This window comes from Shewanella sp. Koi 1, assembly GCF_052907445.1.
The window spans coordinates 3,929,130-3,955,908 of the sequence record NZ_JBREJM010000001.1; the positions used below are offsets into that span (position 1 = coordinate 3,929,130).

The 26,779-nt window shown below is 42.1% G+C and carries 23 protein-coding genes and 1 tRNA gene; 11 read left to right on the forward strand and 13 right to left on the reverse strand.

Going from position 1 to position 26,779, the window contains the following annotated elements:
• Positions 1-38: 38 nt before the first annotated feature.
• Entirely contained in the window at positions 39-572 is a 534-nt protein-coding gene (locus ACUZ8J_RS17335; RefSeq protein ID WP_374923420.1) for a hypothetical protein, read from the forward strand.
• Positions 572-1,936 (forward strand): hypothetical protein, encoded by a 1,365-nt coding sequence (locus tag ACUZ8J_RS17340; protein WP_446694476.1) that lies wholly within the window; start codon positions 572-574, stop codon positions 1,934-1,936. The genes ACUZ8J_RS17335 and ACUZ8J_RS17340 overlap by 1 nt, the downstream gene beginning before the upstream one ends.
• A gap of 163 nt (positions 1,937-2,099) precedes the next feature.
• Here ACUZ8J_RS17340 and dcm read toward each other — a convergent pair whose 3' ends face one another.
• The 6 genes from dcm to ACUZ8J_RS17370 all read right to left on the reverse strand — a co-directional run bounded on the left by dcm (position 2,100) and on the right by ACUZ8J_RS17370 (position 8,545).
• Positions 2,100-3,770: a DNA (cytosine-5-)-methyltransferase gene (dcm, locus tag ACUZ8J_RS17345; protein WP_446694477.1), complete on the reverse strand. Its 1,671-nt coding sequence runs from the start codon at positions 3,768-3,770 to the stop codon at positions 2,100-2,102.
• Positions 3,771-3,872: 102 nt separating this feature from the next.
• Positions 3,873-4,991, reverse strand: a complete 1,119-nt coding sequence (locus ACUZ8J_RS17350; RefSeq protein WP_446694478.1) for a hypothetical protein — start codon at positions 4,989-4,991, stop codon at positions 3,873-3,875.
• A gap of 16 nt (positions 4,992-5,007) precedes the next feature.
• Entirely contained in the window at positions 5,008-6,234 is a 1,227-nt protein-coding gene (locus ACUZ8J_RS17355) for a type II restriction endonuclease (RefSeq protein ID WP_446694479.1), read from the reverse strand.
• Positions 6,235-6,471: 237 nt separating this feature from the next.
• Positions 6,472-7,275, reverse strand: coding sequence for an HNH endonuclease (locus ACUZ8J_RS17360; protein WP_446694480.1), 804 nt, complete (start codon positions 7,273-7,275; stop codon positions 6,472-6,474).
• Positions 7,276-7,426: 151 nt separating this feature from the next.
• Complete coding sequence (locus tag ACUZ8J_RS17365; RefSeq protein WP_446694481.1) at positions 7,427-7,963, reverse strand: hypothetical protein; 537 nt, start codon at positions 7,961-7,963, stop codon at positions 7,427-7,429.
• 39 nt (positions 7,964-8,002) lie between these two features.
• A complete protein-coding gene (locus ACUZ8J_RS17370) occupies positions 8,003-8,545 on the reverse strand; it encodes a hypothetical protein (RefSeq protein WP_446694482.1) in 543 nt (180 codons plus the stop codon).
• A gap of 324 nt (positions 8,546-8,869) precedes the next feature.
• Here ACUZ8J_RS17370 and ACUZ8J_RS17375 point away from each other — a divergent pair, with 324 nt between their 5' ends.
• Entirely contained in the window at positions 8,870-9,313 is a 444-nt protein-coding gene (locus ACUZ8J_RS17375) for an HNH endonuclease (RefSeq protein ID WP_446694483.1), read from the forward strand.
• 388 nt (positions 9,314-9,701) lie between these two features.
• On the opposite strand, the gene ACUZ8J_RS17380 is transcribed toward ACUZ8J_RS17375, so the two are convergent.
• Entirely contained in the window at positions 9,702-10,457 is a 756-nt protein-coding gene (locus ACUZ8J_RS17380) for a hypothetical protein (RefSeq protein WP_446694484.1), read from the reverse strand.
• Positions 10,458-10,972: 515 nt separating this feature from the next.
• Between ACUZ8J_RS17380 and ACUZ8J_RS17385 the strand changes: the two genes are divergently transcribed.
• On the forward strand, positions 10,973-12,253 hold the full coding sequence (locus tag ACUZ8J_RS17385) for a hypothetical protein (RefSeq protein ID WP_446694485.1): 1,281 nt from the start codon (positions 10,973-10,975) through the stop codon (positions 12,251-12,253).
• Positions 12,254-12,795: 542 nt separating this feature from the next.
• Here ACUZ8J_RS17385 and ACUZ8J_RS17390 read toward each other — a convergent pair.
• From ACUZ8J_RS17390 to ACUZ8J_RS17405, 4 genes are all read right to left on the reverse strand, one after another.
• Entirely contained in the window at positions 12,796-14,016 is a 1,221-nt protein-coding gene (locus ACUZ8J_RS17390) for a hypothetical protein (RefSeq protein WP_446694486.1), read from the reverse strand.
• A gap of 466 nt (positions 14,017-14,482) precedes the next feature.
• Positions 14,483-15,739, reverse strand: coding sequence for a Y-family DNA polymerase (locus ACUZ8J_RS17395; RefSeq protein ID WP_446694487.1), 1,257 nt, complete (start codon positions 15,737-15,739; stop codon positions 14,483-14,485).
• Positions 15,740-16,159, reverse strand: a complete 420-nt coding sequence (locus ACUZ8J_RS17400) for a LexA family protein (protein WP_037425205.1) — start codon at positions 16,157-16,159, stop codon at positions 15,740-15,742.
• Positions 16,160-16,808: 649 nt separating this feature from the next.
• The gene (locus ACUZ8J_RS17405; protein ID WP_446694488.1) at positions 16,809-17,303 is read right to left on the reverse strand and encodes a hypothetical protein; all 495 of its coding nucleotides are present in this window, start codon (positions 17,301-17,303) and stop codon (positions 16,809-16,811) included.
• A gap of 449 nt (positions 17,304-17,752) precedes the next feature.
• Between ACUZ8J_RS17405 and ACUZ8J_RS17410 the strand changes: the two genes are divergently transcribed.
• The 7 genes from ACUZ8J_RS17410 (at position 17,753) to ACUZ8J_RS17440 (ending at position 24,414) form a co-directional block, all read left to right on the forward strand.
• Positions 17,753-18,772 (forward strand): hypothetical protein, encoded by a 1,020-nt coding sequence (locus ACUZ8J_RS17410; RefSeq protein WP_446694489.1) that lies wholly within the window; start codon positions 17,753-17,755, stop codon positions 18,770-18,772.
• A complete protein-coding gene (locus ACUZ8J_RS17415) occupies positions 18,765-19,793 on the forward strand; it encodes a hypothetical protein (RefSeq protein ID WP_025007867.1) in 1,029 nt (342 codons plus the stop codon). The genes ACUZ8J_RS17410 and ACUZ8J_RS17415 overlap by 8 nt, the downstream gene beginning before the upstream one ends.
• A gap of 192 nt (positions 19,794-19,985) precedes the next feature.
• Positions 19,986-20,918: a tyrosine-type recombinase/integrase gene (locus ACUZ8J_RS17420; RefSeq protein ID WP_446694490.1), complete on the forward strand. Its 933-nt coding sequence runs from the start codon at positions 19,986-19,988 to the stop codon at positions 20,916-20,918.
• Positions 20,912-22,954, forward strand: coding sequence for an AAA family ATPase (locus ACUZ8J_RS17425; RefSeq protein WP_446694491.1), 2,043 nt, complete (start codon positions 20,912-20,914; stop codon positions 22,952-22,954). The genes ACUZ8J_RS17420 and ACUZ8J_RS17425 overlap by 7 nt, the downstream gene beginning before the upstream one ends.
• A 22-nt stretch (positions 22,955-22,976) precedes the next feature.
• Positions 22,977-23,465 (forward strand): hypothetical protein, encoded by a 489-nt coding sequence (locus ACUZ8J_RS17430; RefSeq protein ID WP_282679900.1) that lies wholly within the window; start codon positions 22,977-22,979, stop codon positions 23,463-23,465.
• Between the two features lie 81 nt (positions 23,466-23,546).
• On the forward strand, positions 23,547-23,951 hold the full coding sequence (locus tag ACUZ8J_RS17435) for a DUF2787 family protein (protein ID WP_446694492.1): 405 nt from the start codon (positions 23,547-23,549) through the stop codon (positions 23,949-23,951).
• A 130-nt stretch (positions 23,952-24,081) separates the two neighbouring features.
• Positions 24,082-24,414 (forward strand): YegP family protein, encoded by a 333-nt coding sequence (locus tag ACUZ8J_RS17440; RefSeq protein ID WP_446694493.1) that lies wholly within the window; start codon positions 24,082-24,084, stop codon positions 24,412-24,414.
• Between the two features lie 131 nt (positions 24,415-24,545).
• On the opposite strand, the gene ACUZ8J_RS17445 is transcribed toward ACUZ8J_RS17440, so the two are convergent.
• Both ACUZ8J_RS17445 and ACUZ8J_RS17450 read right to left on the reverse strand, forming a co-directional pair.
• A tRNA-Leu gene (locus ACUZ8J_RS17445) sits at positions 24,546-24,632 on the reverse strand.
• A 343-nt stretch (positions 24,633-24,975) separates the two neighbouring features.
• Complete coding sequence (locus ACUZ8J_RS17450; protein ID WP_140906611.1) at positions 24,976-26,565, reverse strand: bacteriohemerythrin; 1,590 nt, start codon at positions 26,563-26,565, stop codon at positions 24,976-24,978.
• Between the last annotated feature and the right edge of the window lie 214 nt (positions 26,566-26,779).

Genomic DNA, 26,779 nt, shown 5'->3' on the forward strand with positions numbered 1-26,779 from the left:
GCCATTCAAAAACATCCGAATATAAATAGAGAAACACAATGAGTAAGGAAGCTATCTACAAGAATATAGAAGCCTTATCGCCTGTTGAGAAGGTATTAAAAGAGGTTGACAAAGCTCTGGGTGATCAGAATAGAACAGGCTCTGACAACGACGAAATAAAGGAAGTATTGGCAACAGCGAGTGGTGTCGCAGCAGGTGCAGGTATTGGTTTTGCCGGGCTGTACTTCGGTGGAGTGACGGGACTGTCTGCCGCTGGTATTACTTCAGGTTTAGCTGCTGCAGGCGGCTTAATTGGTGGAGGCATGGCTGCTGGTGTTGCAGTACTGGCCGCGCCAGCAGTAATACTGGGGATTGGCTCATACGCTTTCGTATCACAATGGAACAAACGCAAGCTCAAAGAAAAGAAAGAGATGTTGTTGCAAGAAGCGATGAAAAAGCAGAATGCCATCATCTCTGAACTGCGCAAATCCTCAGACGACAACAAAGCAAGAGCAGACTATTTGACCAAACTCAACACACTCCTGCAGTCAATCATCATTGACCTTGAGGGTGATTTGAAGGCGGCAGCCTGATGAGCAATGACAAGGGTGATTACCTCACCGATGGATTGAGGGTTGCAGTTCATCACAAGCAAATGCTTGATCAACTGGGCTCCGAACATGATGAACAGCATCATAGCCTCGATGCTGCGATCAACTCCAGTGAAGCCTTGCTCCGACGCTTGGGTAAGGCATTACCAGTAAAGGACTCCAGCACGTCAAACTCTTTGCACGTAATTCCCCCTGCTAGGACAAAATCATGGGAACAAATCCTCACAGAGGCTAAACAGGCGATACCCTGTAATGTGGATTTTAATGATGTACTGACGCCAGCGGAAATTGATGCTGTATTGGCAAAACATCAGAAACTCGGTGAGCACCTAGGTTGGCTCGGCAGCCTTGATCGATACGATGTTGCACTGGCTGTTTCTGCGGGCATCCTCTCCGGGCTTATCGATATCTTTCTTGTCCAAGTGCCCGCACATCCGGTTTTTTTGGGTAGCCCTGCTTCGGAAGGGGGATGGCTATCCAACAAGGTCAAGGAACTTTTTGGCGAAGTTCTGCCACCAGACAAGATCAAAGAGCTTGAGGGGTTGTACAAAGTCTCTTTCGATCCCTCAACTAGCAAAGGTCTGGAAGAAGCGGTTGCTGGATTGGGCCCTCGCATCCATCGTTACCAATCATTGGGACATGACCCCATCCTAGGTTTCATTTTTGGGGTCAAAGATGTGTTGTGCGGTGAATTTACTGCCATTGATAAGTTTGGCAACGTGATTGTCCAACAAACTGCTGCGCCATTACTGGAGGGTGAGCATTTTATTATTAGGCTCTTGGAGGCCATCAGAAAAGTTGGCGGTCATCTGGCATCAGATGTAGCAACATCAGCAGGCCTGCCCGCCCCCCTGATGCCCCTTCTCTCTTTCTTTCAATTCGGAACGATAGGAAAGCAAGGCTACACCATCGCAGAAGTTGCAAGACAGATGTATCGCAGTGGATATGACCTGCGTCATTTCATTGCGGCATCAGTGCCATTGGCGATCAGTGAATTGATTGTTCGGCTTGGCTTTATGGTGAGAAAGCTCAATGCGGGAGCGACACTGGCCGAGGCATTTCCCAATGCAGCGCATCCGCAACTTCGTCGCCAGTTGCTGATTGCACATGGGGTGGCCGGTGTGATCAATGCAGGCAAAGTGACAGTGACCAGCAACCCCTTATCTATTAGCTGGCCACTCGTTTTAACGCTGCTGCGCTATGGTATGCCAGAAATGATGTATTTGATTTATGGCCAAGAAAAAGAGAGAGCAAAGCTGGTTGAGACCGAGATAATGGCAGATTACGATGCCATTCATCAAAGTTTAGATAAAGAAATAAAAATGCTTCCTAATCTTGTTATATGAATCTCTACAGACAAAGCACTTTCTTTATTACGGTTGTGATATTGTTTATTTAGACACTAACTAAAGAGATCTATATTAGAACCGTCTTCTATTTCTAAGATGTACTAGCTCAAATCTAATCTGAACTAATACATCTTAGAAAACGGCTTTTACATTTCTCTCCCTATAAATACCTTTTCAGCAAATCAGCCACACCACTAAATACAGGAACAACTACAGAGTTACCAAATTGCTTGTACGCTGATGTGTCAGCACAAACAATTCTAAAATTCGTATCCACTTCGCCTCTATCGAATTCAGGCTTTTCAAAACCCATTAAACGCGCACATTCACGAGGTGTTAAACGACGAGGGGTACGGTATAGGGAGTCAAACTCCTCAGCATAACGACCGAACTTGTCATCGTAAATCTTCTCACCTTCTTTAATCTGTTCATTAAAGGCATTTGTTGTCGACTTGGGATTATCATTCTTCCATTTATTTGCAAATTCTATAGCAAACCGTTCTCTATCTTGGTTTTTGCGAATAGCAAACTTTTTCCTGCTCTGAAGATACTCATCCTGTAAACCATGTTGGTTGACCAGAATTTCTGAACCATCTTTGTAATAGCGGGCAGATAGAGTACGAGTCACTGCTTGTTCATTTTTAGGGTCAACTAATCCAAAACCGAAACCATTACCTTTACTTTGATGCTTAAGAGCATAGTGATATAAGTAGCTCCATAAATTTGGAGTAAGTGTATATTTAGCTTGCTCAGCTTTATCAAGAGGGAGAAGAATGTCTGACAATGTATAGCGACGCTCAGGCTTAGCAATGTCTTTCAAACTTAAGTTAGCGAGTTCGGGTTTAGCCGCTAAAATGTCTTTTCTCACGCCGACTAAAACGATACGTTCGCGGTGTTGTGGCGTATATATCGCTCCATCTATGATGGTCGGCTCAGGCTTACGCTGACGTACGAATTTAATAGCCTCTTCAATGTCCTTGTGCTGATTACTAATATCTGCAATCCAATAACCAGCTCGATCTAACGCACGAATGATTGTTGCAAAAGTATTTCCCTTATCGTGACTTTTAAGATTCTTAACATTTTCAAGTACGAAGTATTTTGGCTGTCTAACTATAAGTATTTGTTCGACATCGAAAAACAATGTCCCTTGCGTGTCACAATCAAAGCCATGTGCGCGACCAAGTGAGTTTTTCTTAGAAACACCAGCAATTGAGAAAGGTTGGCAAGGAAAACCAGCTAACAACACATCATGCTCTGGAATGTGAGAAAGAATACTATGCTTTCTTTCCTCTTCACTTGCTGAATCATCACCACTTCTTGTCACTTTGGTGATATCCATGAATGTATTGTTTCTATGGGGGTCATCTTCCTCACTGTTTAGAAAGTAAGGTAACTCGGTATCGTCTACAAAATGGTTTGCGAGGTAGGTTCTACGAGCATTTGCATCATATTCACTTGTAAACACACACTTACCACCCGCGGCTTCAAAGCCTTTTCTTATTCCACCGATACCTGCAAATAAGTCGATAAATGTGAAATCAGGATTATCCCAATGTGTAGGTTTACGAGGTAGTAAGTTTTCTCTAAGATGCGCTATCGCTCGTTCGTGGAAAATGATTGGATGCTCTTCTGCTGAGGCTTTCCACTTATTAAGCTTTTCTCTTGTCACCGATGAGAAATCACCGCCAAGCATTTGAAATTGAATAGCGAGATTTTTTTGATCATAAATCTCGACAAGTAGCTTAAGTAACTTATTGCTTTGTAATCTATTCGTTTCGATTCTCAGTTTGTCAAACTGATCGCCTATTCGTATTTCTTTATGTAACATAACAATATTTTATGGGAGTTTTCCGTAAAGTTTATCACACAAAATTCCCAGAGAGTATTTTTATATTGTATGGATATCCAGTACTAAGCATATAAAGATTGACTATTTGTCTATTCGGCAACTGTCTAAAAGACTATCCGTGACCTTTTCAAGGGAGGTTCCTTCCAGTAAGAGTTTTATATTCTCTGCTACTTCTTCTGGCGGGGTCTGGTAGCTACCTAGTACATGGAAATCGGTTGCAGGTATTTCAAGGAAGTGATTCTTGGTCGCACCAGTAAAACTAGTTGTTTCATCGCTCTCTTGTGCTTTTTGGTTCAGCAGAGCTTCGGCCTTGTCTTTGGTCAACTCGGTGCCAATGAGCAGAACTTTATGGTGAATGTCCCGGCGATTAAATATGTAGCCAGGATCGGAGTTTTTATTCCATTCAGGTTTTACTAAGATCAGGTGTAAAGTGCGGACGCCAGCCTTCCCTAAGTCCCTAACTAGTTTCGCTTGGCCTACATTGATACCAAATTTGAGAGGGGCCTTCGCTCCGCGTCTAAAGGGGAACTTATGCTTTAGTTCGATCTCCCAGAACTGATTTCTATAAAGGATGATCCGATCGAGATCCCATAGCCAACTGAAGAATGGCTGGATCACGAAGTTTTTCATTACCCTATTAAGCAGCACCTCGTTCCTGAAATTGTCTTTTGTTTCAAAGGCTCCATGTAATCTACCCCAGAAAACAGCCATCTGTCTTTCTGTATCTCTGACATTCTGTTGGATAGCGGGGAAAGGGATTGTTGTACATCTTCTTTTTCGTTGCAGGAAGGTTTGAAGCGGTAATACCTTTTCTTCTTGGCCGGGTTTGTGGCAGTAGAAGTCGTAGCTTTCCTCGTTGAAGCCGACGATAAAGGTAGTTTTAGGCGCAAGTTTCTGGAGAGTTCTAATATACTCTTGACTTACCCGGCTGTTACTTCGATCCCAAACGAAAAAACAGCGAGCATTTCCTAATCCCTTTTGAAGAGCAATAACTGTCGTAACGTTGGGCACCTCGAGACCTAGCTGTTCGAGTTGCTTTATGTAAGTCATCGCGATTGGTTCTATTTGTAGTCCTTCTAGGGTCTGGTGTTTGTCGTAGCTAAGGAGTTCGAACTGAATCCTTTTATTGTTCAGATCTAGTTGACTAAGCACTGTACCGTTGCTGACAGGTGTTTGCGTCCCTTGTATTTGTGTATTCACGCGGCATTTGCTCCGACTAACGCTGTATACCTTTGATTTCGTCTATAAAGTCCTTGAATGACATCAGCCATTCTGCCTGCGACGGTTGGTAACTCGCTTGAATTGCTTCAGGTACAACGAGCTGCAGCTGTAGTTCTTCCATCTGCTGAGTCTGGGCTTCGCTGATAGCTGGTTCCATTGTTATAAGATGCTTACGCGGAACTCTTTTTGCTTCAGCCAGCACCTGCCTCCATCTGTCCTTACAGGTAGTCTTAGCCCCCAGAATACGGAGATTATTCCCGGAGAAATTGTTATCAGCATAGCTACTACTGCCGGGAAATAGAAAGTCAGGCCTCTGTCTCCCCTCTGTTATGGCACCACGATCAAACATAATGCCGTTAGAAAGCAATATAGTTTCGATATGGTTCTCAAAAGCATGTCCACTCCGTGATTTCCTTCGATTCTGGACACTAAGCGAAAAGCGTACGAACTCGTCAACATCGTCGCCATTCTCACCAAACCCTTCTCGCAATCTCTGTTGTACGATGTGTTTCTCAAGCTGCCTGAACGCAGACTCTTCTGTCTCCATCCACTCTATGAGAGTCATATCAGGGTTATCGATCGGAGATAACTCCCTTGATAGGTCACGTGCAAATTTGGAGAAATCCTTGGTTTTGGGAAATTCGGCGCCAAACCTATCGATGATAAGCTCAAGATAGTCTGTACCCTCGGAGCCGATTTCTATTCCGTACCGAGCGAACATCAACCTGATGGGGAGAGTGAATCCGGGCTGATCGACCTTCACGCCAGTTAGTCCCCTCTCATTAGTATTGGTATCCCGCACACCGAAAAGTGTTCGGATTTGATCTTCATAATCGCTACTAGGGGGACAGAATATCATCAGCAGCGTCCCTTCACGTGTAACTGCTATCAAGAAAAAATCGCCGGGTTCAAACCTATTACTGACATCGTTAGATTTGTAATAGAGCCTCCACTCAGGGGAGCGGTTAGGATCGTGGTAACGTGTATCGTACCAAGTAACTGTATCCTCACAGATGATCGGCTCGCCTTCCTCCTCAGTGAGGTAGACGAGCATCGCGGCAATTTTTATCTGGCTACCATCATCAGGAGTTCCCAAATCTTTGCCAATACCAGCCTTAACCAGTCCACCAATTTCGTGCTGATTTGACACCGGACTGGCATCGACGGCTGTAAGGTACTTGAATGCGGCTGATGTGAATACATCAGCGAGCTGCTCGAACATGCTTAACTCTTATCATTTAAATACTATTGATTAAGCTTAACCTAGATTAAATTCAAACTCATCAACAAGTTATATTTTTGATAGTTATGTTGAATATATTCGTTTAGTTATACTAAATCGCCACTTCTTCACTAGGCGATTTTTAGCTCCATATAGTACTGACTTACAGTGTCACGAAATAAACTTTGCAGCGATTTTGAAACGAGGCGGAAAACCAATCTGGCAACCATGCCAAGATTAGTCCTTTGAAGCCAGAATTTTGATTATTTCATTATATTCAATGTTACTTTCCTTCATGAGTATATGAACAGCCTTATGACAGTTAGGACAAAGGAGCGCTAAATCTTGAGGTTTGATGGCGTACTTTTCTGAGTAAGTAGAAATTGGAGTCTTGTGGTGTGCCTCAATATATTTAACTCCATATTTTTTATGAAAATCCAATGAACATATTTCGCAGAACCATGAGCGAGCATTCTTTACAGCAGAAACTACCGCCTTGCTTCTTTCTGCCATCAAATGGGTAACATAACGACGCGAGCCTTCTTGATACAGGATCTCGCTCAAATCATTAACCTCATGTGCAAAAAATGAACCTTTTCGTGCAAGTACAACGAATTTTTCTTCGATCTCTGCAACAGAAAAATCACCTTCGTAAAGCCATTTGCCCTCTGACTCTGTGAACAAGAGAATAGGATAAAGATGCAGTGGTTGCTGTATAAGAACATCGTTGGCCTGTTCCCGAAAATTAACCTCCCCATTCCTTGCTTTAAATGAATAGTGAAATATCGATTTTTTATCGCCAGACCAACCATCTTCTTCATATGATCCCGGACGAGTTTTTATAATTACAGCTTTCACGGATGGTAATTTTCCAATCCAGTTTATGCCTTGCTGAGGTGTATTCCAGATAGCAAACTCAGAACCCGACCAATACTGCGAGGACTCAACCTTAGAGTACTGAATTAGGTCAAATAAATTTCTCTTTGAAACGGTATCTCCAGCAACAAGAGAAAATAAATCCAGTGGCTTACTCAATTCCATGTGTGCTCGCTCGAATGTTTCTAAGGGCTTGAAGTGACAAACTAAATTTTTCCAGAGCTTCAAAATCTTCACAAAATCTTAGCTCTGATTCATTTGGACTCTTTCTTCAATAAGGTACTTGCTCACAACATCAACAAAGCTCCCAATTTAATTAATCTGTTTCATTCAAAGAAACTGACCACACCCCCACAACACAAGAAGTTTCCGATTGATACCAATTTTGTTTTGTCTTGAATGATCTTTTTAATAACGATGTAACCCTATATCCAAGCATTGACTCGATATAAGATTGCCTTCCATCATCAGGCAATTTCAAATCAAAAACATCAATTAATGCACAAAATATCTTTGATGTATTTGGTTGTGTAATTTTACAGAGTTTAATTATATCTTTTTTGTAAGCAGTTGCAGTACCCCGAAGTTTGAACTCTATCGCTAAGGTATCTCCATTTTCAAGTTCAAAAACTAGGTCCGTAGGGCCACCATTACCAAGGTTTGCCTCTCTAATCCAAGTAACACTTAGACCATCAAAAATTGTATGAGCCTCCTTTAAAATGGCTTTTCCGCATTGATAAGCAAATGCCAACTCTGGCATATGAAAAATTCCTTGATTAGCAATAACCGAAAGTTCTTTATTCTCAGAGATTGCCGTTTCAAAAATAATCTCTGCTATTCTAGTCATGCGCATGCTTCGACCTCCGGTGATATAGCAAACAACAGCGCTCTGTTACGTTTTTAGCCATGTATAGAACTCTTCTGTCATTTCGCTTTCCACTGCCTCAATAGTTCTAATGTCAACAGTGGAATTACACCCCATCAGAGGAACTTCGATAGTATCTTCTTGGTCTGACCAATCCATTTCGAGATATCGCACTTGATCATTATCATAGGCGATTCCACTCACTCGACCAAATCCGTATAGTTTCATGGTCTTACCAAATTGCTCTCTCTTCTTTAGGATAACTAGATCGCCTTTACAGATGCTGTTGAAACGTTCTACCTGATGCTCGCTTTCATGATAATCGAATCTACAAATTCCTTTCTCTTTCCATTCGGTATCAAGGCGTTCATTGAAGTCAGCTCCGGGACAAAATCCCATAAAAAGTATGTAAGAATCAGTTGGCGTGGAATTATTAATCGCATCAATAACATACTTAGCATCACAATCACCTTTACTATATTTTTCGTCTGCGTTCCGTTTCAACTTGACGAGATCGGCACGACTCATATTTCCACTTTGAATTCGGTCGATTACTTTGTCGTACTTCATAAAATTTCGCTGATTAATTGAGAACGTAACATCTAAGGATTTGAACATTATCTATAAAGCAAAAATATCTAGATATAGTTGGTGGCAAACAATCCATTTATATTGATATTAATTATGCTATAGGAGTTTGCTTTTTTGCGAAAGCTGTTTTTTATCACGTTTTGAGGGTAATCACTTGCTCTCATTTTAGCTTTTTCATTCATTTACGTTCAGGTCTGACTCATTATTGATCTTGATTGACAGCATTTTGGTCTCGCAATGCTTATATTGAATACACTATCATGTTATGAGTTAATCTAATGTAGTTGAATTAAGGAATAAATAATGTTCTCAGTAACTTACCATGACGATTCTAGACGAACAAAAAAATATAAAACTGAGATTGGGGCTCTTCGCGCTGTTTGGAAGTGGCTAAGGTCAGAAGAAATCGTTGGTAAGGGACACTATGCAATTGTGATTGGACCAAGTATTACAGAACCTAGAGTAATATCGCAGTGGTCAGAATTACCATTCTCTGAACAGCCAAATGAAGTAAACTTTTTACAAACAACTGAATGGCGTCAATTAAGGCGTAAAGCATTTGAACTATACGGTAACTACTGTGCCTGTTGTGGAAAGACTCCCAAAAATGGAGCCGTGTTACACGTAGATCACATAAAACCTCGCTCATTAAGACCTGATCTTGAATCAGATATCACTAATCTTCAGATTCTTTGCGACGGGTGCAACCAAGATAAATCAAATATTTCTGAAAGAAAATGGCGCTAAATTGATTAAAGCAGTAAAGAAGCTACCTATACCTATACGAACAGTTAACACGTAAAGTGACTCATTTGCACTTTAATAACTGAACACGCAGAAATCGCGTGTTGACGCGTATTTTTAGTTGTTTTCGAAGCCAATAGCTAGATTAAGTCGATAGACTTCACTTATGAACATAAACCGAGTGAATAGTAGCGATATGAGTAGTTATGAGCATGAGTCCCATCAAGTTGCGACAAATCAATGTTAATCGGAAATTAAAAGATATTCAGTAGGTTAATCTTAATGCTGACCGAATAGACCTACAAAATGTTCCAAAGTGCTCTTTTTTAGTTCCCATCGCAAAGTACTTACAATCAGTGAAAACAACCCCTTTAAATCAAATTTCATACAGTTATTTATTCTTTTGTGTGCTTAAAACTCTCATCAGGTTTGAAGCGGTTTTTGTATCATTGGCATCTAAAGCTGCCTTAATTTGCTCTTTAAGTACTTCTAACTCGTCACTTGTTGCATTTTTAGCTTGACTAAAGACTATTTGCCTAATGGCCTCGTCCTCAGCAATTCTAGCAACCCTTTTGGCTTCTTTAGCCTCACCAATTTGCACCACTTTATACTTTGCAGTCTTTGCTAACTGCTTTGCTTTCCTTAATGCATACTTAGCAACCTCGTAAGCTAGGAATAGAGCAATGGTAAGAGCAACGAAGAGCACGATCCTTATTTTTGATAGCTCGCTGTTATAAAAGAAAGTAGAATCTTTGTTAGCTTGCGATAATACCGCTTGGAAGCCTTGGATATTGAGCTCTATCCCATCAATTTCAATAAGAAAGGAGTCCTTATCGCCTATCAGTGGTCTTAGGTCTATAAACGTAGACTCTACACCATCGATTAAAACTTTTGATCCTGAAGGATACGCAAAGACGCCAGCAGCCCCGCAGTCATCAGAACTAGTAAAAGCTTTAGCCACAACATCGCTAAATTGTGGCGGGGAATAGTCGCATTCCCCAATGAGTAAGACCGTTTTATCTTCGAATGCCCATTTAGCAAACCCTACGCTAACGTCAGCCTTTAGGATAGCGGGTTCATTACCCATAGCTATGAAACTAAATGCAAAAAGCGAGAGGGCAAATAATTGCTTTAACTTTGTAACCATAGAGCAGCTACCTAAAAAGTTGATTTTATAAAGATACATCGATATAAAAGTGGTTTAAAAGTAAAACTATCTTGAAAATACTAATTCTATATTATCAAGAGTTGGATTAGATACGAAGGCTTAAAAATTGTGATGATGGGTAGAAAAACGTGAGTAAGTCGATAAGAAAATTGAATCGCCACCACTTCACTAGATAACTTCTGCATTCTAACAACTTAACATGCATATTTGAGCGGCTTTGGTAGCTATCTACGTGAGTCAACAACTATTCAACACTTATGCACTACGCATCTTTGAATCACATTCCCCATAACAATACCACTCTCCGCCTCTATATTTTCCAAACCCATCTCTAACACTAAAAAATTTAAACCTTATAAAACAACACATTAGATATCAACCATTAATCACAGTAATTAATTACTGCATTTTTACAAAGTTTATGTAAATTGTAATTTTGAAACTAATTTATAAATTATTTTTAATGAGTACTCTAGTCACCGAAGGAGTGAAAAATGCAATTTGATCCACATGCAACCAAACAATCTAGAGTAACCACTCAAATACTGATTACTCATGCGATTCAACGATGTCCTAGCCAAAAAACACTAGCTCTTGAATTAAGTACTCCTGATTCTCGGATCAGCGAATGGAAAAATGGCAAGGGCCAAATGCCTACAAATACTGCTTTACAACTGATTGAGAAATTTGGGTCACCATCTCAAGCTAAAGGAGTGTTTAAAAGCAACTGCAAAATTCTACCTAAAGAACTGTCACTACAAAGCTTCTTTAATGACATTTCTAATCTGCAGGCAAGTAGGTTGCTTGCAGGATATATCAATAGTATCAGATGCATAGTTATCCCAAATAGAAGCATCAGGTTAGAACCGACTATTGAAGATTATGTCATTTCAAATATGCTAGAAGATGATAGCTTTCTGATGATTTCACGAGAACTACTTCGAAATCATGCAACAACAAAACGCCACTGGAATGACTCTGATGAGTTCTTACTTGGTGATGCAGAGATTGGTCATATCATTTCAATTCAGGGAGAAGATTTATCAATATTAACCCTGTTTAAAAAATTCAATTTGGAATATTTACTTGAGGATAGAGAATATAAATACCTTATAAGTAAAATGCGACCGACCTCTAATGAAATTATAACTATGCTTGCCTATACATCGATTGTAATTAACGACCTTAAGAAACTGCCAAATACGATTCTTTCGACTTGGTTAGGAGGGCCGAGCTATCTTAATTTAGAAGAACCTAGTGGAGGAGATGTAGTACTTACTGGTGACTTAATTCACGAGTGGTATGACAATAATTACATTGGAATTCCCGTGAAATCACCTGAAGAAACTGACTGCTCTGACGACTCAAAAATACTGCTTAACCATATAAATCAACTATGGAAATGGACACGGAAATTCGAAAGAAGTATAGAACATCATCTTGCAAACCAAGTAATGCAGCATCCCCCACTATTCGATCATCACAGTAAAAAAGTCGAATCATTAATTTTCGTGAAAGAGATCGATGTGTTTCACAAAACTGAGTGCTCGTATTTGAATATAGCAATCACCATCTCAATGAACCAAAATATCAACCCAGAATATAGATATAGAGAATTCACATTAATATTAGAATACGTTACAACATATAAGCTTCTTGATGAATTAATTCCTCTGCTAGGTACAATTGGGCTCAAACTAACAATGAGTGAGTTAAATACCAAGTATAAACTTGCAAAACATGGCCTATTGATACCTGGAGCAGTTTCGATTTAGCGAATTCCACTTTACCCCTCGAGAATGGGCTTGTTGTAGCTAAACAACTTGGTTACAACAAGCAATATAAGTTTGTCATCTAAAAATCAACTTCAGCATTTTAATAAATCTTAACATGCAGAAACCGTGTGTTTTCGAGCAGATTTAAGCTGTTTTCGAAGCGAATTGCTCGTTTTTATCGATAGACTTCACTTATGCATACAGAACTGCATAAATAGTCAGATTTTGACTCATATCTGACTTCTAACTAGCTTAGGCGTGCAGAAGCATGTCAGCACACAACGAACACGAGATCTCTGGGCTTTATGCGTAAATCTGTCTGTGAGAGACTGATTCACAAGCTCACTTTGGGACAATAGCGTTAGGACTTTAGCTCTACTATGTGAGTTTCAGATTAAATTTCTAAGTGCTAACGACATAACTCACTGGCGAGGATTGAGCGTAGCTGAATCCCCGTCCAGTACATTGCCTTATTGGCTATGGCTAGTGTTTCCTTGGTACCTGCGATGTTATATTGATAAATAACAGGGTTATGCTCAAAATCAGTTATATATGAAGTTTAAAAAGTTTCCTGCTGAAATTATTTGAACGTATTCTTCATAATTGTCAGTGTCTATTTTAGAAATAGCGATAAAAGCCTCCTCTGGATACTGATGCTTGATTATCATTTTATTTTTACTTTGGTCAGAGGATATTGCGACAATATCCCCATAGGCTGGTGTTGGTTGATTTTCTTTGTTCACTATCCATTGGAATGTTTCGATAATATTTTCGTACTTCGGGTATAGCTCATCACTCTTTTTCTTTAAATTACCCAACTCTTCTTCTGTTGAAGCTATAGATTTATTAAGATATATAATCCTTTTCTTGAGATTTTCTATATCTTCGGCTATAGATTCGAGCATCATAGCTTTATCAGCAGCTAATCGTGCGATGCGGGCTGCTTTTAACTCTTGAATACGTTTATTTTCACTTTCTAATTTACTATTAAAGTAAATATTAAGCTCATCCATGTACTGCCGCATACCCTGAAGATAACGATCTACGTTTTGTCTTTTGTAATTCTCTTGCTCTGCTGCTGTAGTTTTTCTCCGCATCCATCCAACCTGTGCTTTAAATGAGCGCATAGAATCGCTAAAAAATTCTAACATCTCAGCATGTTCGGGGGAAGTATATGGTAATCCCAATAAAGACTGAAACTCATGTGTAAGCAAAAAATTTATATAGCTGTCATCGCTGTAGTTGTTTTTTAGCTTGTCAAGTTGATCAATAGCCCAACTTAATCTAGTTAAGTGATCTGAAGTTTCCGCTGGTGCAATATTGTATTGTTTGAGCTTATCTTCTGTAATCTTTTCCCCATTATTTGTTAAGTTAGCTATCTCGTCTTCATCGGCGACGATCTTATCTCTTATGTCTTTTATCCGTTCATTCAATATCATATTTTGGCTGTTTAGGTACGAGTTTCTTTTTTTTGCCAAAAAATCAGCTGTGTTGATAAATGTGCATTTATATTCAACTACTGTTCTTTTGTGTCGATCTTCAAAGTTGCTCCATTGAACGTCTTCGCATATTCTTCTGTTGTCCAGCAACTGTGATGTCGTCATTGTCATGGCGTCGTCAATGTATAAATCCTTGACGGCTGTGGTAGAGGGGTTTCCGCACCCAGACAACATAAATAATATGGTGACTGGCAAAATATTTTTTATGTAAAAACCACTGCTGCGGCTTTCCGTTATCTGTTTTTGATGAAGATAATTTGTCACCTAACTACTCCTTTAGTTGCCTTAACAAGACTGTTTTTGATGGTCCATCTGTGTATTACCCATACTTCTCATTAATCCCAAATCACAAACAGTGGCAACAACGAGTTATGGGTAAATTATTCTAAATATAGCAATAAGTTACACCCAGTCAGAACAAAATACAACGTTTGTTCACATGCAAAAACATAGAATGGATTTACCGAACCAATATCTGGCGTGGTAAATTTTGCAGTTTTAATGTAAAGCATTTATTTTCAAATATTTATATATACAAATAAAAACAAATGAGAAGTTAGAATAACTTTTTTGGCTCGTTCTATGGCAAGAATATTACTTCAACCCACACATTGTTAGGTATGCAGTAGGGTCTAACATTAGGCCAAAAGATGAGAATCTGTAGGGCAATTTTTTCTGAAAGCCTGTTATTCTCTACCCGAGTGCTAGCAAGCTTTGGGGCATCTCCTCGTTAGCACTTAATGATCGGCATACTTCGCCACTTAGTCGTATATTGAGGCGTCAATAAGTCCCTCCGCATTGCCCATTTTTGCTCTATGCCTTGAGCTGCAACAAACAGAGTATCACTTCCATAGCGTTGGTTAATGTGATCGAGCGTAAGCATTAGCGCTGGCTTTACAGTCGGTGGATTGAACAAGTCTAATTGGCTGTGTTTCTCGCTCGCTAAATCAATCAAACCAACGCCTATCTTGTAATAGCGTACACCTTCACGAAATAGCTTGGGTGCGGCTTCACAGACAGCTTTAGTCAGCTCTATCGTACAGTTCGTCGGACAAGGGAAGTGCACCACGGTTTTATAGCTAACAGGCCGCTCATCATGGGGGGAGTTACTCGCAAATAGCAGCATCGTCTTGCAGACTGAGCCTTGCTTACGTGCTTTAGCCGCTGCAATCCCCACATGCTTACTCAGTGCTTGGAGTAACGATTCAAAATCAGTGATGCGCTCCCCCATGCTTCTTGTCGAGAATATCTGCTTCTTATCAGCCCTCGCTTCATCCCACACCTTGCATGCTTGGCCGTTAAGCTCTCGTACTGTCCGCTCGACTTCAATGCTGAACTGTTTACGGGCTAGCCCTGCTGGCATGTTTGCTAGGTCAAACGCAGTACGGATATTCATCAGTTCAAGCTTTGCACTAATCCTGCGCCCAATCCCCCAAACATCACCTACTACTAGCTGCTTTAGAATAGCGGTTCGGTCTTGGTCATTGCCGATGACACAAACGCCTTTATAACCCTCAATCTTCTTAGCAGCATGGTTAGCCAGTTTTGCCAAGGTCAGGGTCTCCGCAATTCCCACACAAACAGGTAAGCGAGCTTCTTTCCATACAGCCCGTCTTATTAATTGACCTTGAGTATGAAGACATTTTATTGCTGGATAGCAGTTCTTAAACGACAGGAAGGTTTCATCGATGCTGTAGACATGCTGCTCAGGCGCAAAGCGGCCAATGATATCCATCATCTTGCTAGACAAGTCAGCATACAGTTCATAATTAGATGAACACGCAATCACACCACGCTCAGCACATTGTGCTTTGACTTGAAAGTAAGGCACAAACTTCTGAATACCCGCCTCTTTAGCCTGCCTATTGGCCGCAACAATCATCCCATCATTGTTACTTAGCACAACAACAGGCTTACCACGCCAATCAGGCCGGAATACTTGTTCCGCGCTACAGTAAAAGCTGTTGGCATCGACTAGCGCAAACATCTACTTTTTACTCAATTTTTTACTCAATACAGGACTTTTACGGTGGCAACGAATAGAACGAGTGATAACGCCTTCAATACTAAACTCGTCGTATTCATGAATGATGACAGGCTGGTGTTGCTGATTAGAGGAAAGCAGTAAACGGCGGGGGATATCAATGATTTTACAGACAAACTCCCTATTTAAATTGGCTACAATGACATCGCCATTTCGCACCATCTCGTGGCGGTCAACAATGAGAATATCACCATCAAAGATGCCGACATCTTGCATCGAGTCCCCTAGGGCATAAGCCATAAAAGTTGAGCTTGGGTGGTCGACCAATAGCTCATCTAAGCTTAGACCTAGCTGAGTGTATTCAGCCGCAGGCGACTCAAAACCTGTAATGCCAGCACGGGCAGGAATAGGGATAACACGCATAGCAATGAACCACTGTTAATATATACAGTATATTATAGTCGCAGAATAGCAGCTAGCAAGATCTATTGAACGACCTCGACATAACACCATTGGTTCTTTTCTTTATCGAATGTAGCACTGATGTGCATTGGTGAAGTGTCACCCTGCTTAGCTCTTAGCAACACAACCTCGGAAACCTCCGACAAGTCATCAATACATTGAGGCTGAGTTAGGGAGTATAAGAACATTGCAGCATAACCGAAAATGGTTAACGCTGCTGTTGCGACGAGAACACGTATAGGTCTGAAAACCATAGACTAGCCATCCTTAGCGCAGAATCAAAATACCATTTATCAACATGACGATAGTATAGATTTGGCTTAGCGCAAGTAGGGCTAAATAGCTGTTCCGAATAGTAGGTCTCTTCACTCGTAAGCTTCAACAAGGGACACGGTGTACGCATCGTACGCTGAGTTTTGTCACTTCAGTGATGTGGAGCCTGATTAATAAATACCTTACGCTAAATGGGTCAGGCAAGATGTTGCACTATCAAGAACAGTTATTTAGTGATGCGCACGGTGCTCACCATTGCTGAATCACATCTGGCTTGTACAGCTACTGTGTATGTGTCGTCCTCCATGTTCTTATTTACTTTCAACCGGAAAAGAGACTAATCCAACTTATCGAAAACGAAATTCAAACCTTCTTCCGGTGTAATCTTTTGACGTTTATTATTCGAACGACTCGATAAAGAGGTTTTCTTCTTAGGCTTCAGCTTAGGTTTATGAACTTTAACTGATGTTTTTGAAATTTCGTAGGTTTCAATTAGCTTAAGAATTAGGGCATCATTTGAATCTAAACGGAGCTCGTCTCTTAATTCGTCCAACTTTGCGACTGTAGATTTTTTAACCGTCACTCTGCCCCGAGTTTTTTCGTACTCTTTATCACGACATCGCCTTAGGAAATTTTCCCAAGTTGGCTGACTAACTTTGTCTATGCACTCCCGAAACTCTTTAAATTTAGTTTTTGTAAGCTTTCGAGACTCGCCTAGTATTTGTTCGCATCTCTTGTAAAGCACCTTTTCATCGTTTACTTCAAGGGCTTTAAGCCACTCTACCAAATGAGCAGAAATGGATTGATACGATACCTCCCGTCCTGAAGCCATAAGATCTCCTACATGTAAAACCCGACTAGTGAGGCCTTACTTAATCATTACATTAAAACATCGTCCCGTCGATAATACATCATGATAAAATTCTACAAAAATATAATTAGTCGGCCCGTCGATTCAATTCCTATTCTGCTTGCTGCGAAATCACTAAACCATCGGTCCGTCGATAAAATATCTTGCCAATAAAGCATTGTCTAATAAGGTATTTCTAGAACATTCTTATCTAAAGTGATTGTATTCATTAACACTAACCATGTCTAAAACTGAAAGCTTTCAGTTGAGTAGAAACAGCAGTAGATAGCAGTACTTAGATAGCTACACATTTAAATCTGTAAATAGATCTGTGATTGCAGAGAAAGTTGTTTCAGTGATGAAAAAGCGAATCTGTAAATCAAGAGATCGGTAATCACCGAACACACACAGTTCTAATTAGGAGATTTACAATGGCTATTCAACGTAAGCAAATTCATGATGCAAATGCACCAGCAACCAAACACGCTAAAAAGAAATCGAAGAAATCGAAGAAAGTGAAATCAACGTCGTTAGTTGTAGTACAAAAATGCGCTATCAATCATGACATCTCGAGCCAGTCTTTTGCAAAATCGAAGTTGGTATCAGCATTATTCAACGATGAACACGATTTTAAATCCGCATTTGAAGGTAATTTTGAACTATCTAATGATCACGTTAAACAGTTAAGCAATATTGTCACAACTTCGCAAACCGAGCTTAAACAAGCTCTACTCATCATCTATAAAAATGAGGGTTATAAAAAACTTGGTTGTGCAGACTTTAAAGCTTACGTCAAAGACAATCTCACCATCTCATATGACGTGGCGCTTAAACAAGTTTGGGCCGCAAAGGTAGCGTATGCAATTAACGGGATGGATGCTATTGGCTTCTATAGTGACAACTCAATGCTACCAATGAAAGACCTGTCAAACGATCAAATTGAAGAAGTTGTTATGCATATTGAAGAAGTACACGGCGAGGAAATTACTATCGTGGGTAAATACACCCGCAAGATAGTTGAAGCCGCTATGCGTTCGCTTGGCCTACTCCAAGAAGTTAATTCGAATGATGACCTAGATTTGGATGTAAATGATGGCGTCGAAGAAGATAGCGTTGAGCAAGACGATTATAGTCTAGATTTTGATGGTAGCGACGATGAAACTTTAGACTCTGATACAAAGGCTAAGACATCGACTAAGCAATCATTTAAAGCTAAACAACCCAGCACTGATAAAGTCAAACAAAGCAAAAGCCATCGCCAATTCCTTGAACAGTTCAATCTTAAGGCTGAGAAATGCAAAAGTAGCAAAGCCATCTTCGAGGCGTTTATTGAAACGGATGCAGGTAAAAATCAAGCTATTTTAGCAAAGGCTATTGAGTTCTTGATGAAGCAGCAAATATCAGTCATGACTTTAGAAGCAAAAGCGATTCTGGAGGCTCAAGATGAATAAGCTCTCCAAATCCATTGAAAGTGTCCTGTTCGACAAATTGGTGATTGTCTGCCACTGCTTAGACTTAGACCACCGTGAAACCATTGTGCTTAACCTATTCAGCATAATTGAAGCTATTGTCGGTCATGAAGGGCTTGCTCAGCCTCAGGTAATGAAGTCTTTAGGGGGCTATCGCTATTCTGTTAAGTTGCCATTACTAGAGCCGATTGATTGGGTAAGACCAGTAAATGGAGAGCCCCATTTGTTCATTCAAGTGGGTCCCTACGCTCAGAATAGGCCTTTCATTCGGTTTGAGTTTAAAGGGTTCCCACTCAATAGAGAGCACTATTATCTCGCGCGGTTATGGCTCGAAAAGATTATACCGGCCTCAGCCCATTTTCTACTAAGCAGCGAGAATATGAAGGTAACAACCCTTGATATAGCCCTTGATTTGATGGTCGATATTAATAACATTTGCGTCAATTTCGCGAGCTCGCAGACATCTGGAGTCTTCTTCGCTAAAGATGGTGGTATTGGAACGATTATATTAGGTAATAAGAAAAGTGGTTGCCGCATAACTGCTTATGATCGTACCGCAAATTGTAGGGCTAAAAACCTTCCCACAAATGACGAGCCTGAGACACGCATAGAGTCCCAATTCAAACCCAATTGTAAATTGTTGCAACTAGATAAGTTCATAAATCATCACAGTTATCTTAAAAGGATCCAAGTGTATGATTTCTTGAAATTAAAAAAATCACCTACTTTACACCCGCATACGCTTATGGCTATTACAGCTTACGGACTAAAGTCTGCATTACAACGCCTACCTAAGGAAGAACGGCGCAAAATGCAAAGCCAGCTAAAAGATTGTGTGCTCCTTTCTCTTGATGATAAAGCAGTGAAAGATGTAGTCACGAAAGAACTGAAAAAATTGCGGGGGTTAATGTCTGAGTATTCACGCTCTAAATCAGTCAAAGCGCAGAAGATACGTAAGATGTTTATGGAACAATACGGTTCGATGACATCCAAGTGTGAGTAAGTAGGCCAACTAAAGATATAAGGAGAGCGAGTACAGCTAAGTAGTTTCTCATTTACGTAGCCTAACCGTGTCAAAAACATCGGCTGAAGTTTAGCCGCACTTGTGATACCATACTCTTACAGTGTGGTATCACTATTCCCTTCTGTTTCAATCCCCTAGCAACATATCAATCTATTCTTACTGGAGTTATCTATGACTACAGCGACTGCTTATGCGCTCTATTTGAGCCGTCTTGCACCCAACAGTCAGCGCTCAATTGCTTCGCAGATGCGCAGCATTGCACAGCTGATGGACTGGCCTGACGCAACGATAGGCAAGCAACTCAGCAGCATTAACTATCAACAAGCGATGCAGATACGGGCATTGCTAATCCATGAGCAGTGGTCGGCACGCTCGATTAACCGTGCGATGACAGCGATTAAGAGTATCGTCAAAGTCGCGGCCTTAATGGGTGAAGCGGATATGCAGCAAGTCGCGCATATCAATAGCATCGCTAACATGAAACACGGTGCCCATCAGGGCAATCCCCTGAGTGCTGAGCAAGTCACCAAGCTGCTCACCTTACTTTCCAAACGCCAAGACACGTATGGGCTTCGCACATTAGCTATCTTTGCGCTGTTCCTCGGAACGGGGTTGCGCCGTAGTGAGCTTGCGGCACTGATGCTCGCCGATTATGACAGTGCAACGTCAACGATTAAGGTGGTTGCAGGTAAAGGCAACAAGAGCCGCATTCTGTTCTTACCCGATTGGGTTGAACAGCATGTCATCGCTTGGCTCAACGTGCGCAAGATGCAGTCGGGACCACTCATTTGCCACTGTCGCACGACTGGCATTATGGTCCATTACCGCCCCGTGAGTCGGGATGCACTCTATCGGTTAGTCAAAGATAAGCTGGGAGATATCGGCGTAGTAGGAGCATCACCCCATGATTTACGCCGCACCTTTATTACTCGACTACTGGAGCAAAACGTTGATATCAACACCGTGCGCCAAATGGCCGGCCATGCGGATATCAGTACCACCACCATTTATGACAAGCGCAGTGATGCCTTTATGCGTGAAGCCGCTGCCACCTTGAACTATGTGTCAGCACCGAACGAACGGGGCGGGAAAACAAGATGCTAAAGCGTGCAAAATCACCCCGTAAATGGCGCGCCAATCATTGCCACTACCTCGCCTCGCAGTTTAGTGAAGCATTGATTTTTGCCCTCATTACCGTCGATAAAGCGGTGCCATCCTCAATACTGGGCGCAATCACAGGCGAGCAGATGGAGCCGTTTCTACGCCTTAGCCTAGAAGATGCATCACTCAAACTACCGAGCAAAGACCGTGCACCGCTCAACACGGCAACGGTTAAGCATAATGCGCAGTTTCTTGGTCAGTTGTTTGGCTTAATGCCGCAGATGCAACCTGTAGTTGAGTTCTTGATTGTCATCAATGCCAATGCCGGACTCAGGGAGTTAACCGAGTTCCTGATTGATGATGACTTTGATGTACTAGAACGCATGCTACAGGCTAAGACAACCCTCGATTTAGAGGTCATCCTGTCGCAGTTGGCGGTGTTCGAGCGTTATCAACTGATTGCAGAAGCAACCTTGGATGCACCTTACCGATTGCTGTTCCCAAGCGTACTGGTATCCATTTTAGTGTCGCAGAAGTTAACGAGCGCGGTCGACTTCTTAGCCCCCATGCTCAGCAAAAGCCCCGAGGCACAATTTAGCTTGTCGCAATTTGGGCATGTGAACACTGACTTACTGGCTAACTACCTTGCGGCCATCACTCAAAAGCCCTCGGTAGGCGTCAATATCCTGCTCTATGGTAAAGCGGGTACAGGTAAAACTGAGCTGGCTCGGACATTGGCAAAGACGATTAAGCGCAATCTACTGGAAGTCCAAAGTCAGCAGTTAATCGAGAGCCAATACCGAAATGACAACATCGCAAAGGCAACCAGCATACGGCTTGCTCACCTGAACTTGTTACAAGGTCTACTGGCTCACAGCAATGACAGCTTGTTATTGGTCGATGAGTGTGAAGCGTTATTTGTGCAAGCCGATGAACAGTATTCCAAAGAACAGTTGATGCAGGCGTTAGAGCAAAACCCTGTCCCTGCGATTTGGATTACCAACCATGTTGGCTTGTTAGAACCCAGCTTTATTCGCCGTTTTAAGTTGGTGATGGAAGTCCCTGTACCCGATGAACCCTTTGCCTATGCCATCAATGAGCACTTACTAACACCGCTTAAGGTATCACAGGACTATCACCTGCTACTGGCAGAAAAGCCTAATGTCACCCCCGCCATGGTTGGTAATGCTGCCCATGTGGCGATGACACTCAAGCTCAAAGGAGCCAAGGCGGAAGTCCTTATCGATGAAGTGATTGATGCCACCCTAGAAGCCTGTGGTGAAGAAGCGCCACCGCCAAAGTATCAAGGGGAGCTTGCGTTTGATAGCAACATGGTCAACTTCAAAGGCGGTGATGATGCAGCAAGTATGACTACCGATGATATGTTGGCCTCAATTAATCATGCGGTTAAGCAGGCCATGCCGATTAGGGTGATGCTGAGTGGTCCCCCTGGTACAGGCAAGACAGCATGGGTACATCACTTAGCTGAAACCCACGGCTTTGAGCTGATGCACATCAAATGCTCTGATGTACTCAGTAAGTATGTCGGGGACAGCGAGCAGAACATCGCTAGGCTCTTCAGAGAAGCGCACAAACAGCAAAAGCTGATGCTCATTGATGAAGTCGATAGCTTGCTCAGCAAACGCGATAGCGCTCAAGCGCTGCATGAAGTCCAGCTCGTTAACGAACTGCTATCTCAGCTTGAGTGCAACACTCTACCTGTGTTCGCAGCAACCAATGCCCTTGCAAGTATTGATGGTGCGGTCATGCGCCGATTTGATTTCAAGTTGGTGTGTGATTATTTAACGAATGACCAACGCCAAGCGCTGTATAGGCAAGTCCTTGGCATTAAACGCCTGACCCATGAAGAAGTCTCAACCCTAAACAGCCTAAACCAGTTAACGCCCGGCGACTTTGCCATCTTAGCAAGACGCCAACGTTTTGAACCCAAGCGCGACCACCGCGCAATCGCCCTTGCGCTACTCACCACCGAGAACAGCCGTAAACAAGGGCAACCCCGTATCGGATTTATCCGCTAACACCCACTAAAGGAAACACACCATGACCACTGTATTGAGTTCTCTCAAGGTAATCGCTCGCCCTGAAATTGCCCCTAAGCCACCTGTGCTCGGCAAACGAATGAAGCTGCTCGACAAGCTAGACCAGCAATTGTCTCTAGCCGAATGCATGATTGAAGGCCGTGAATTTGAAGCCTACAAAGAGCGTTCGGTTAAAGACCCAGAGACTGGCGAGCGTAAGAAAATTCGCCGCCGTTACATCGTCCGACCTTGGTTCTATGACAGCAACGAGCACTACTACTTTGAAGTGCGGATTAGTAACAAACCCATCGAACTGGAAAAAGGCTGCCCTGCTATTGATGTGGGTGAAAAGGCCAACTTGCCAGCGGTCATTAAGGTGGTCATTGATGCCGTGGAGAAAGGCGAGTTAGACGAGCAGTTACTCGCCCCTGCACCCAAGATAGGCAAGAAGGCCAAAACCGATAAGACATCAGCTAACACCGAGAAACAGGCCACCAAACCAAGTAAGTGACAACTCACCTCACCCACATTCCATACCAACAACAGGGGGACATGATGCCCCCTTTGTTTTACCACTTTTGAGGGTTAAATAATGAAAACCATGAATACCGACCTACCATTACCCGTGTCACCTGTCTTTGCCCAAGCACTGGCAGAGCTTGTGAAAAATATTGATAGCAACGCTGTCACCATTAACTTTCGCGACCCCGATTACAGCCCACAAACAGGCGGCTTTCATCCTGTGGAAATCAGGCTAGAGAAAGGTGCTGACCAATGGCAGTTATGCTACATCACCGACTTTTGCTATGTCGGCTATGCGGGGCAATGGGAATTAGTGAAAGAGTTGGACTTTGACTTTAGCTGCGGCGTGTTTCAGTCCATTAGTGGCTTGTTAGTGATTGAAGCGGCAGCAGAGCTTTACCCCATTTGGGAGCAAAACTTCTTCTGTTACTGGCAAGAAATGGACGTTTTTAATGTCAGCATTTCGACGGACTAACCTTCAAAACACTCAAAAATGTGGCATCGGCATATATCAAACCAGATAAAGTCGACTAGACTGAGGCACGAGCAGGAAATGGTTTCCTCGCTTGCGCTATGCAATGCCTTAAAGAAGAAGGAGCAACCCCATGTCAGGATGGTATGAATTAAGCAAAAGCAGTAACGATCAATTTAAGTTTGTGCTTAAGGCTGGTAACGGAGAAGTCATCCTCACCAGCGAACTCTACACGGGTAAGAGTGGTGCCATGAATGGTATCGAATCCGTTCAAACCAACGCCCCTATCGAAGCCCGATATACCAAAGAAGTGGCGAAAAACGATAAGCCGTACTTCAACCTAAAAGCTGCGAACCATCAGATCATTGGCACCAGCCAAATGTATTCGAGTACCGCAGCAAGGGACAACGGGATCAAGTCGGTAATGGAGAATGGGAAAACCACGACGATTAAAGATCTAACCTAGATCGGTATGTGCAGAGTGGTGGATCTTGAAGGGCATGTGTGTACCAACAAAAAGCTGGACATAAAGCGGTAAGTATCTAACAATGCTGAATTTTAGATACAAAAAAACCGACTTAATGTCGGCTATTTGTATGGTACCAGAGGACGGACTCGAACCGTCACGCTTTTAAGGGCGGTGGATTTTGAATCCACTGTGTCTACCGATTTCACCACTCTGGCACAACTTTGGAGCTTCAAAAACTTTGCAAATCTTTGCATCGTCTTTGCGTGTTAATCATTTTCAATTAACATTTTTAATCAACAGCTTAGTGAATTTGATATTGTAACACAGTGAATTTTGAATCCGCTGTGTCTACCGATTTCACCACTCTGGCATCAAGATTTAGAGCTAACAAAAACAACTAGCTGGCTCTAAGTGCTGGGAATTATACCTTTGCCTTTGACAATGGCAAGCCCTTTTGAAAGGCTGGGTGGCAAATTAGTTTTAACCGCTCAAAAATCAGTCTTATATAGGATTAAAGCCCTACATAGCTCGATAAGAAGACATTTATCACGCCTGATTCTACTCAGCTCCGTGGGAAAGCAAAAATTGCGCGTATTCCCTGTCACTTTTTTGTATATGGTTAACTAACCAGGATTTTAAAAATGCCATAAGTTCATCGGCAACATCTTCACCTCTCGCTACCCGCTTCTGGAAATCCAGCACCTGACCGACAAGTTGAGCATGCTTTTCTTTATGTCCAGCTGTTTGAGGATAACCAAAGCGTGCAAACAGTTCTTCTTCATAGGAAAAATGATTCGCGGTGTAATCCACAAGTCCTTGAACAATCCGTTTAATCGCTTCGAGGCCATAGGCTTCGCTTAAGGTACGGTGCAATTCGTTAACAAGAGAGACTAAGCGTTGATGCTGGCGGTTAATCTCCGGCATACCGATATCAAGTTCTGGCCCCCATTTTACAAATAGTTGGCTTTGGGCTTGATTAGAGGTAAATAGCTGCTTATCCACATGGAAACGATGTAGCAGTGAACCAATCTCCTGAGACATATTATAAACCTTAAGACTAGATAGATTGGTTAGATTAGTATGATGTGCATTTTTCAACGCTAATTCAGTCATCGCGTTGATATTTTTGTTAATTTCCTCTGCAACGGCATGCTGCTCTTCCGATGCAGTGGCAATTTGATGAGACATATCAGTAATGCTTTCAACGTGAGTGACAATTTCCCCCAAAGATTGGTGCGCTTTCTCTACCATCAAGGCGGTTTCATCGGCGATAGTGACGTTTTTTAACATCACTTCAACCCCTTGTTGAGCGCCCTTTTGTAATGCGGTTATCTGCTGTTGAATTTCAGCGGTCGCCTCTGAGGTACGTTTTGCCAAATTACGGACTTCATCGGCAACAACCGCAAATCCACGGCCATGCTCACCCGCTCGAGCACTCTCAATCGCCGCATTAAGAGCCAATAAGTTGGTTTGTTCGGCCACTTGCGAGATAGTCTCAATAATGCTGCTAATGCTATTCGTATCGGCAGCTAGGTGCTCAATCACTGCTTTTGTTTGGTGAATTTGCGACGTCATATCGCTGATTTTATTGACAATAGCGCCCATGACTTCATCACCATGTTTAGCTGAAGTCTGCGCAATATCAGCGGCTTGCGCGGTATTAGCCGCATTGTGTGACACTTCTTGTACGGTTGAAACCATCTGGGTCATGGCCGTTGCCGCAAGCTCGGTTTGACGTTCTTGCTCCAGAACGCCTTGTTTTGCCTGCTCACTAATCGTCTTGATGTCGGTGGCGACCTTCTTCATCCATTCGCTGGTATCAACTAGAGATAGAATAGTACGACTCACATCTTCGCCCATGCGATTGATGCTGTGAACGACAGTGTGAAACACTCCCGCATCTTTCTCATCAAGCTGGTAACTCAAATCACCGTCACCCAAGTGATGAGCCGCACGCTCGAGGTGCCTCAGATTACGGATAAGTTTGTTAATGTTAAAAAATAGAATAAGGGCAAGTGCAATTAAACATAAGGTTGCAACCCAATGCGCGCTACTAAGCAAACAATAAAGGGGATATAAAAGTAAGACCATGGGAGCGAAAATAATACCATATCCCATAGTGCCCCTTTTAACAGTGGTGCTAGCCATTTTTGGCTCCTTCAAAAATGCAGTCTAACTTCAATCAATGCTAAAACAGATTAGCAAATACCTTGTTCTTGGTACCACTTAATAGTTACTACTCTTAAGACTAGTCCCGAATGAAGTAAGAAACAAAGCCCAAAAGATTGAGTTTGATAAAATTTCATCACCCGCTAAATTTGAGGTAGATCACAGGGTTAATCTTTGGTTACAAGATTGTTTT

Excerpts from the sequence above, each read along its gene's own strand:
- ACUZ8J_RS17425 (WP_446694491.1), top strand. The coding sequence starts at position 20,912 with ATGCTAAAGCGTGCAAAATCACCCCGTAAATGGCGCGCCAATCATTGC.
- ACUZ8J_RS17380 (WP_446694484.1), bottom strand. The coding sequence starts at position 10,457 with ATGGTTACAAAGTTAAAGCAATTATTTGCCCTCTCGCTTTTTGCATTT.
- ACUZ8J_RS17355 (WP_446694479.1), bottom strand. The coding sequence starts at position 6,234 with ATGTTCGAGCAGCTCGCTGATGTATTCACATCAGCCGCATTCAAGTAC.
- ACUZ8J_RS17415 (WP_025007867.1), top strand. The coding sequence starts at position 18,765 with ATGAATAAGCTCTCCAAATCCATTGAAAGTGTCCTGTTCGACAAATTG.
- ACUZ8J_RS17395 (WP_446694487.1), bottom strand. The coding sequence starts at position 15,739 with ATGTTTGCGCTAGTCGATGCCAACAGCTTTTACTGTAGCGCGGAACAA.
- ACUZ8J_RS17410 (WP_446694489.1), top strand. The coding sequence starts at position 17,753 with ATGGCTATTCAACGTAAGCAAATTCATGATGCAAATGCACCAGCAACC.
- ACUZ8J_RS17405 (WP_446694488.1), bottom strand. The coding sequence starts at position 17,303 with ATGGCTTCAGGACGGGAGGTATCGTATCAATCCATTTCTGCTCATTTG.
- ACUZ8J_RS17335 (WP_374923420.1), top strand. The coding sequence starts at position 39 with ATGAGTAAGGAAGCTATCTACAAGAATATAGAAGCCTTATCGCCTGTT.
- ACUZ8J_RS17435 (WP_446694492.1), top strand. The coding sequence starts at position 23,547 with ATGAAAACCATGAATACCGACCTACCATTACCCGTGTCACCTGTCTTT.
- ACUZ8J_RS17375 (WP_446694483.1), top strand. The coding sequence starts at position 8,870 with ATGTTCTCAGTAACTTACCATGACGATTCTAGACGAACAAAAAAATAT.
- ACUZ8J_RS17400 (WP_037425205.1), bottom strand. The coding sequence starts at position 16,159 with ATGCGTGTTATCCCTATTCCTGCCCGTGCTGGCATTACAGGTTTTGAG.
- ACUZ8J_RS17450 (WP_140906611.1), bottom strand. The coding sequence starts at position 26,565 with ATGGCTAGCACCACTGTTAAAAGGGGCACTATGGGATATGGTATTATT.
- ACUZ8J_RS17365 (WP_446694481.1), bottom strand. The coding sequence starts at position 7,963 with ATGCGCATGACTAGAATAGCAGAGATTATTTTTGAAACGGCAATCTCT.
- ACUZ8J_RS17385 (WP_446694485.1), top strand. The coding sequence starts at position 10,973 with ATGCAATTTGATCCACATGCAACCAAACAATCTAGAGTAACCACTCAA.
- ACUZ8J_RS17340 (WP_446694476.1), top strand. The coding sequence starts at position 572 with ATGAGCAATGACAAGGGTGATTACCTCACCGATGGATTGAGGGTTGCA.
- ACUZ8J_RS17360 (WP_446694480.1), bottom strand. The coding sequence starts at position 7,275 with ATGGAATTGAGTAAGCCACTGGATTTATTTTCTCTTGTTGCTGGAGAT.
- ACUZ8J_RS17370 (WP_446694482.1), bottom strand. The coding sequence starts at position 8,545 with ATGAAGTACGACAAAGTAATCGACCGAATTCAAAGTGGAAATATGAGT.
- ACUZ8J_RS17420 (WP_446694490.1), top strand. The coding sequence starts at position 19,986 with ATGACTACAGCGACTGCTTATGCGCTCTATTTGAGCCGTCTTGCACCC.
- ACUZ8J_RS17430 (WP_282679900.1), top strand. The coding sequence starts at position 22,977 with ATGACCACTGTATTGAGTTCTCTCAAGGTAATCGCTCGCCCTGAAATT.
- ACUZ8J_RS17440 (WP_446694493.1), top strand. The coding sequence starts at position 24,082 with ATGTCAGGATGGTATGAATTAAGCAAAAGCAGTAACGATCAATTTAAG.
- dcm (WP_446694477.1), bottom strand. The coding sequence starts at position 3,770 with ATGTTACATAAAGAAATACGAATAGGCGATCAGTTTGACAAACTGAGA.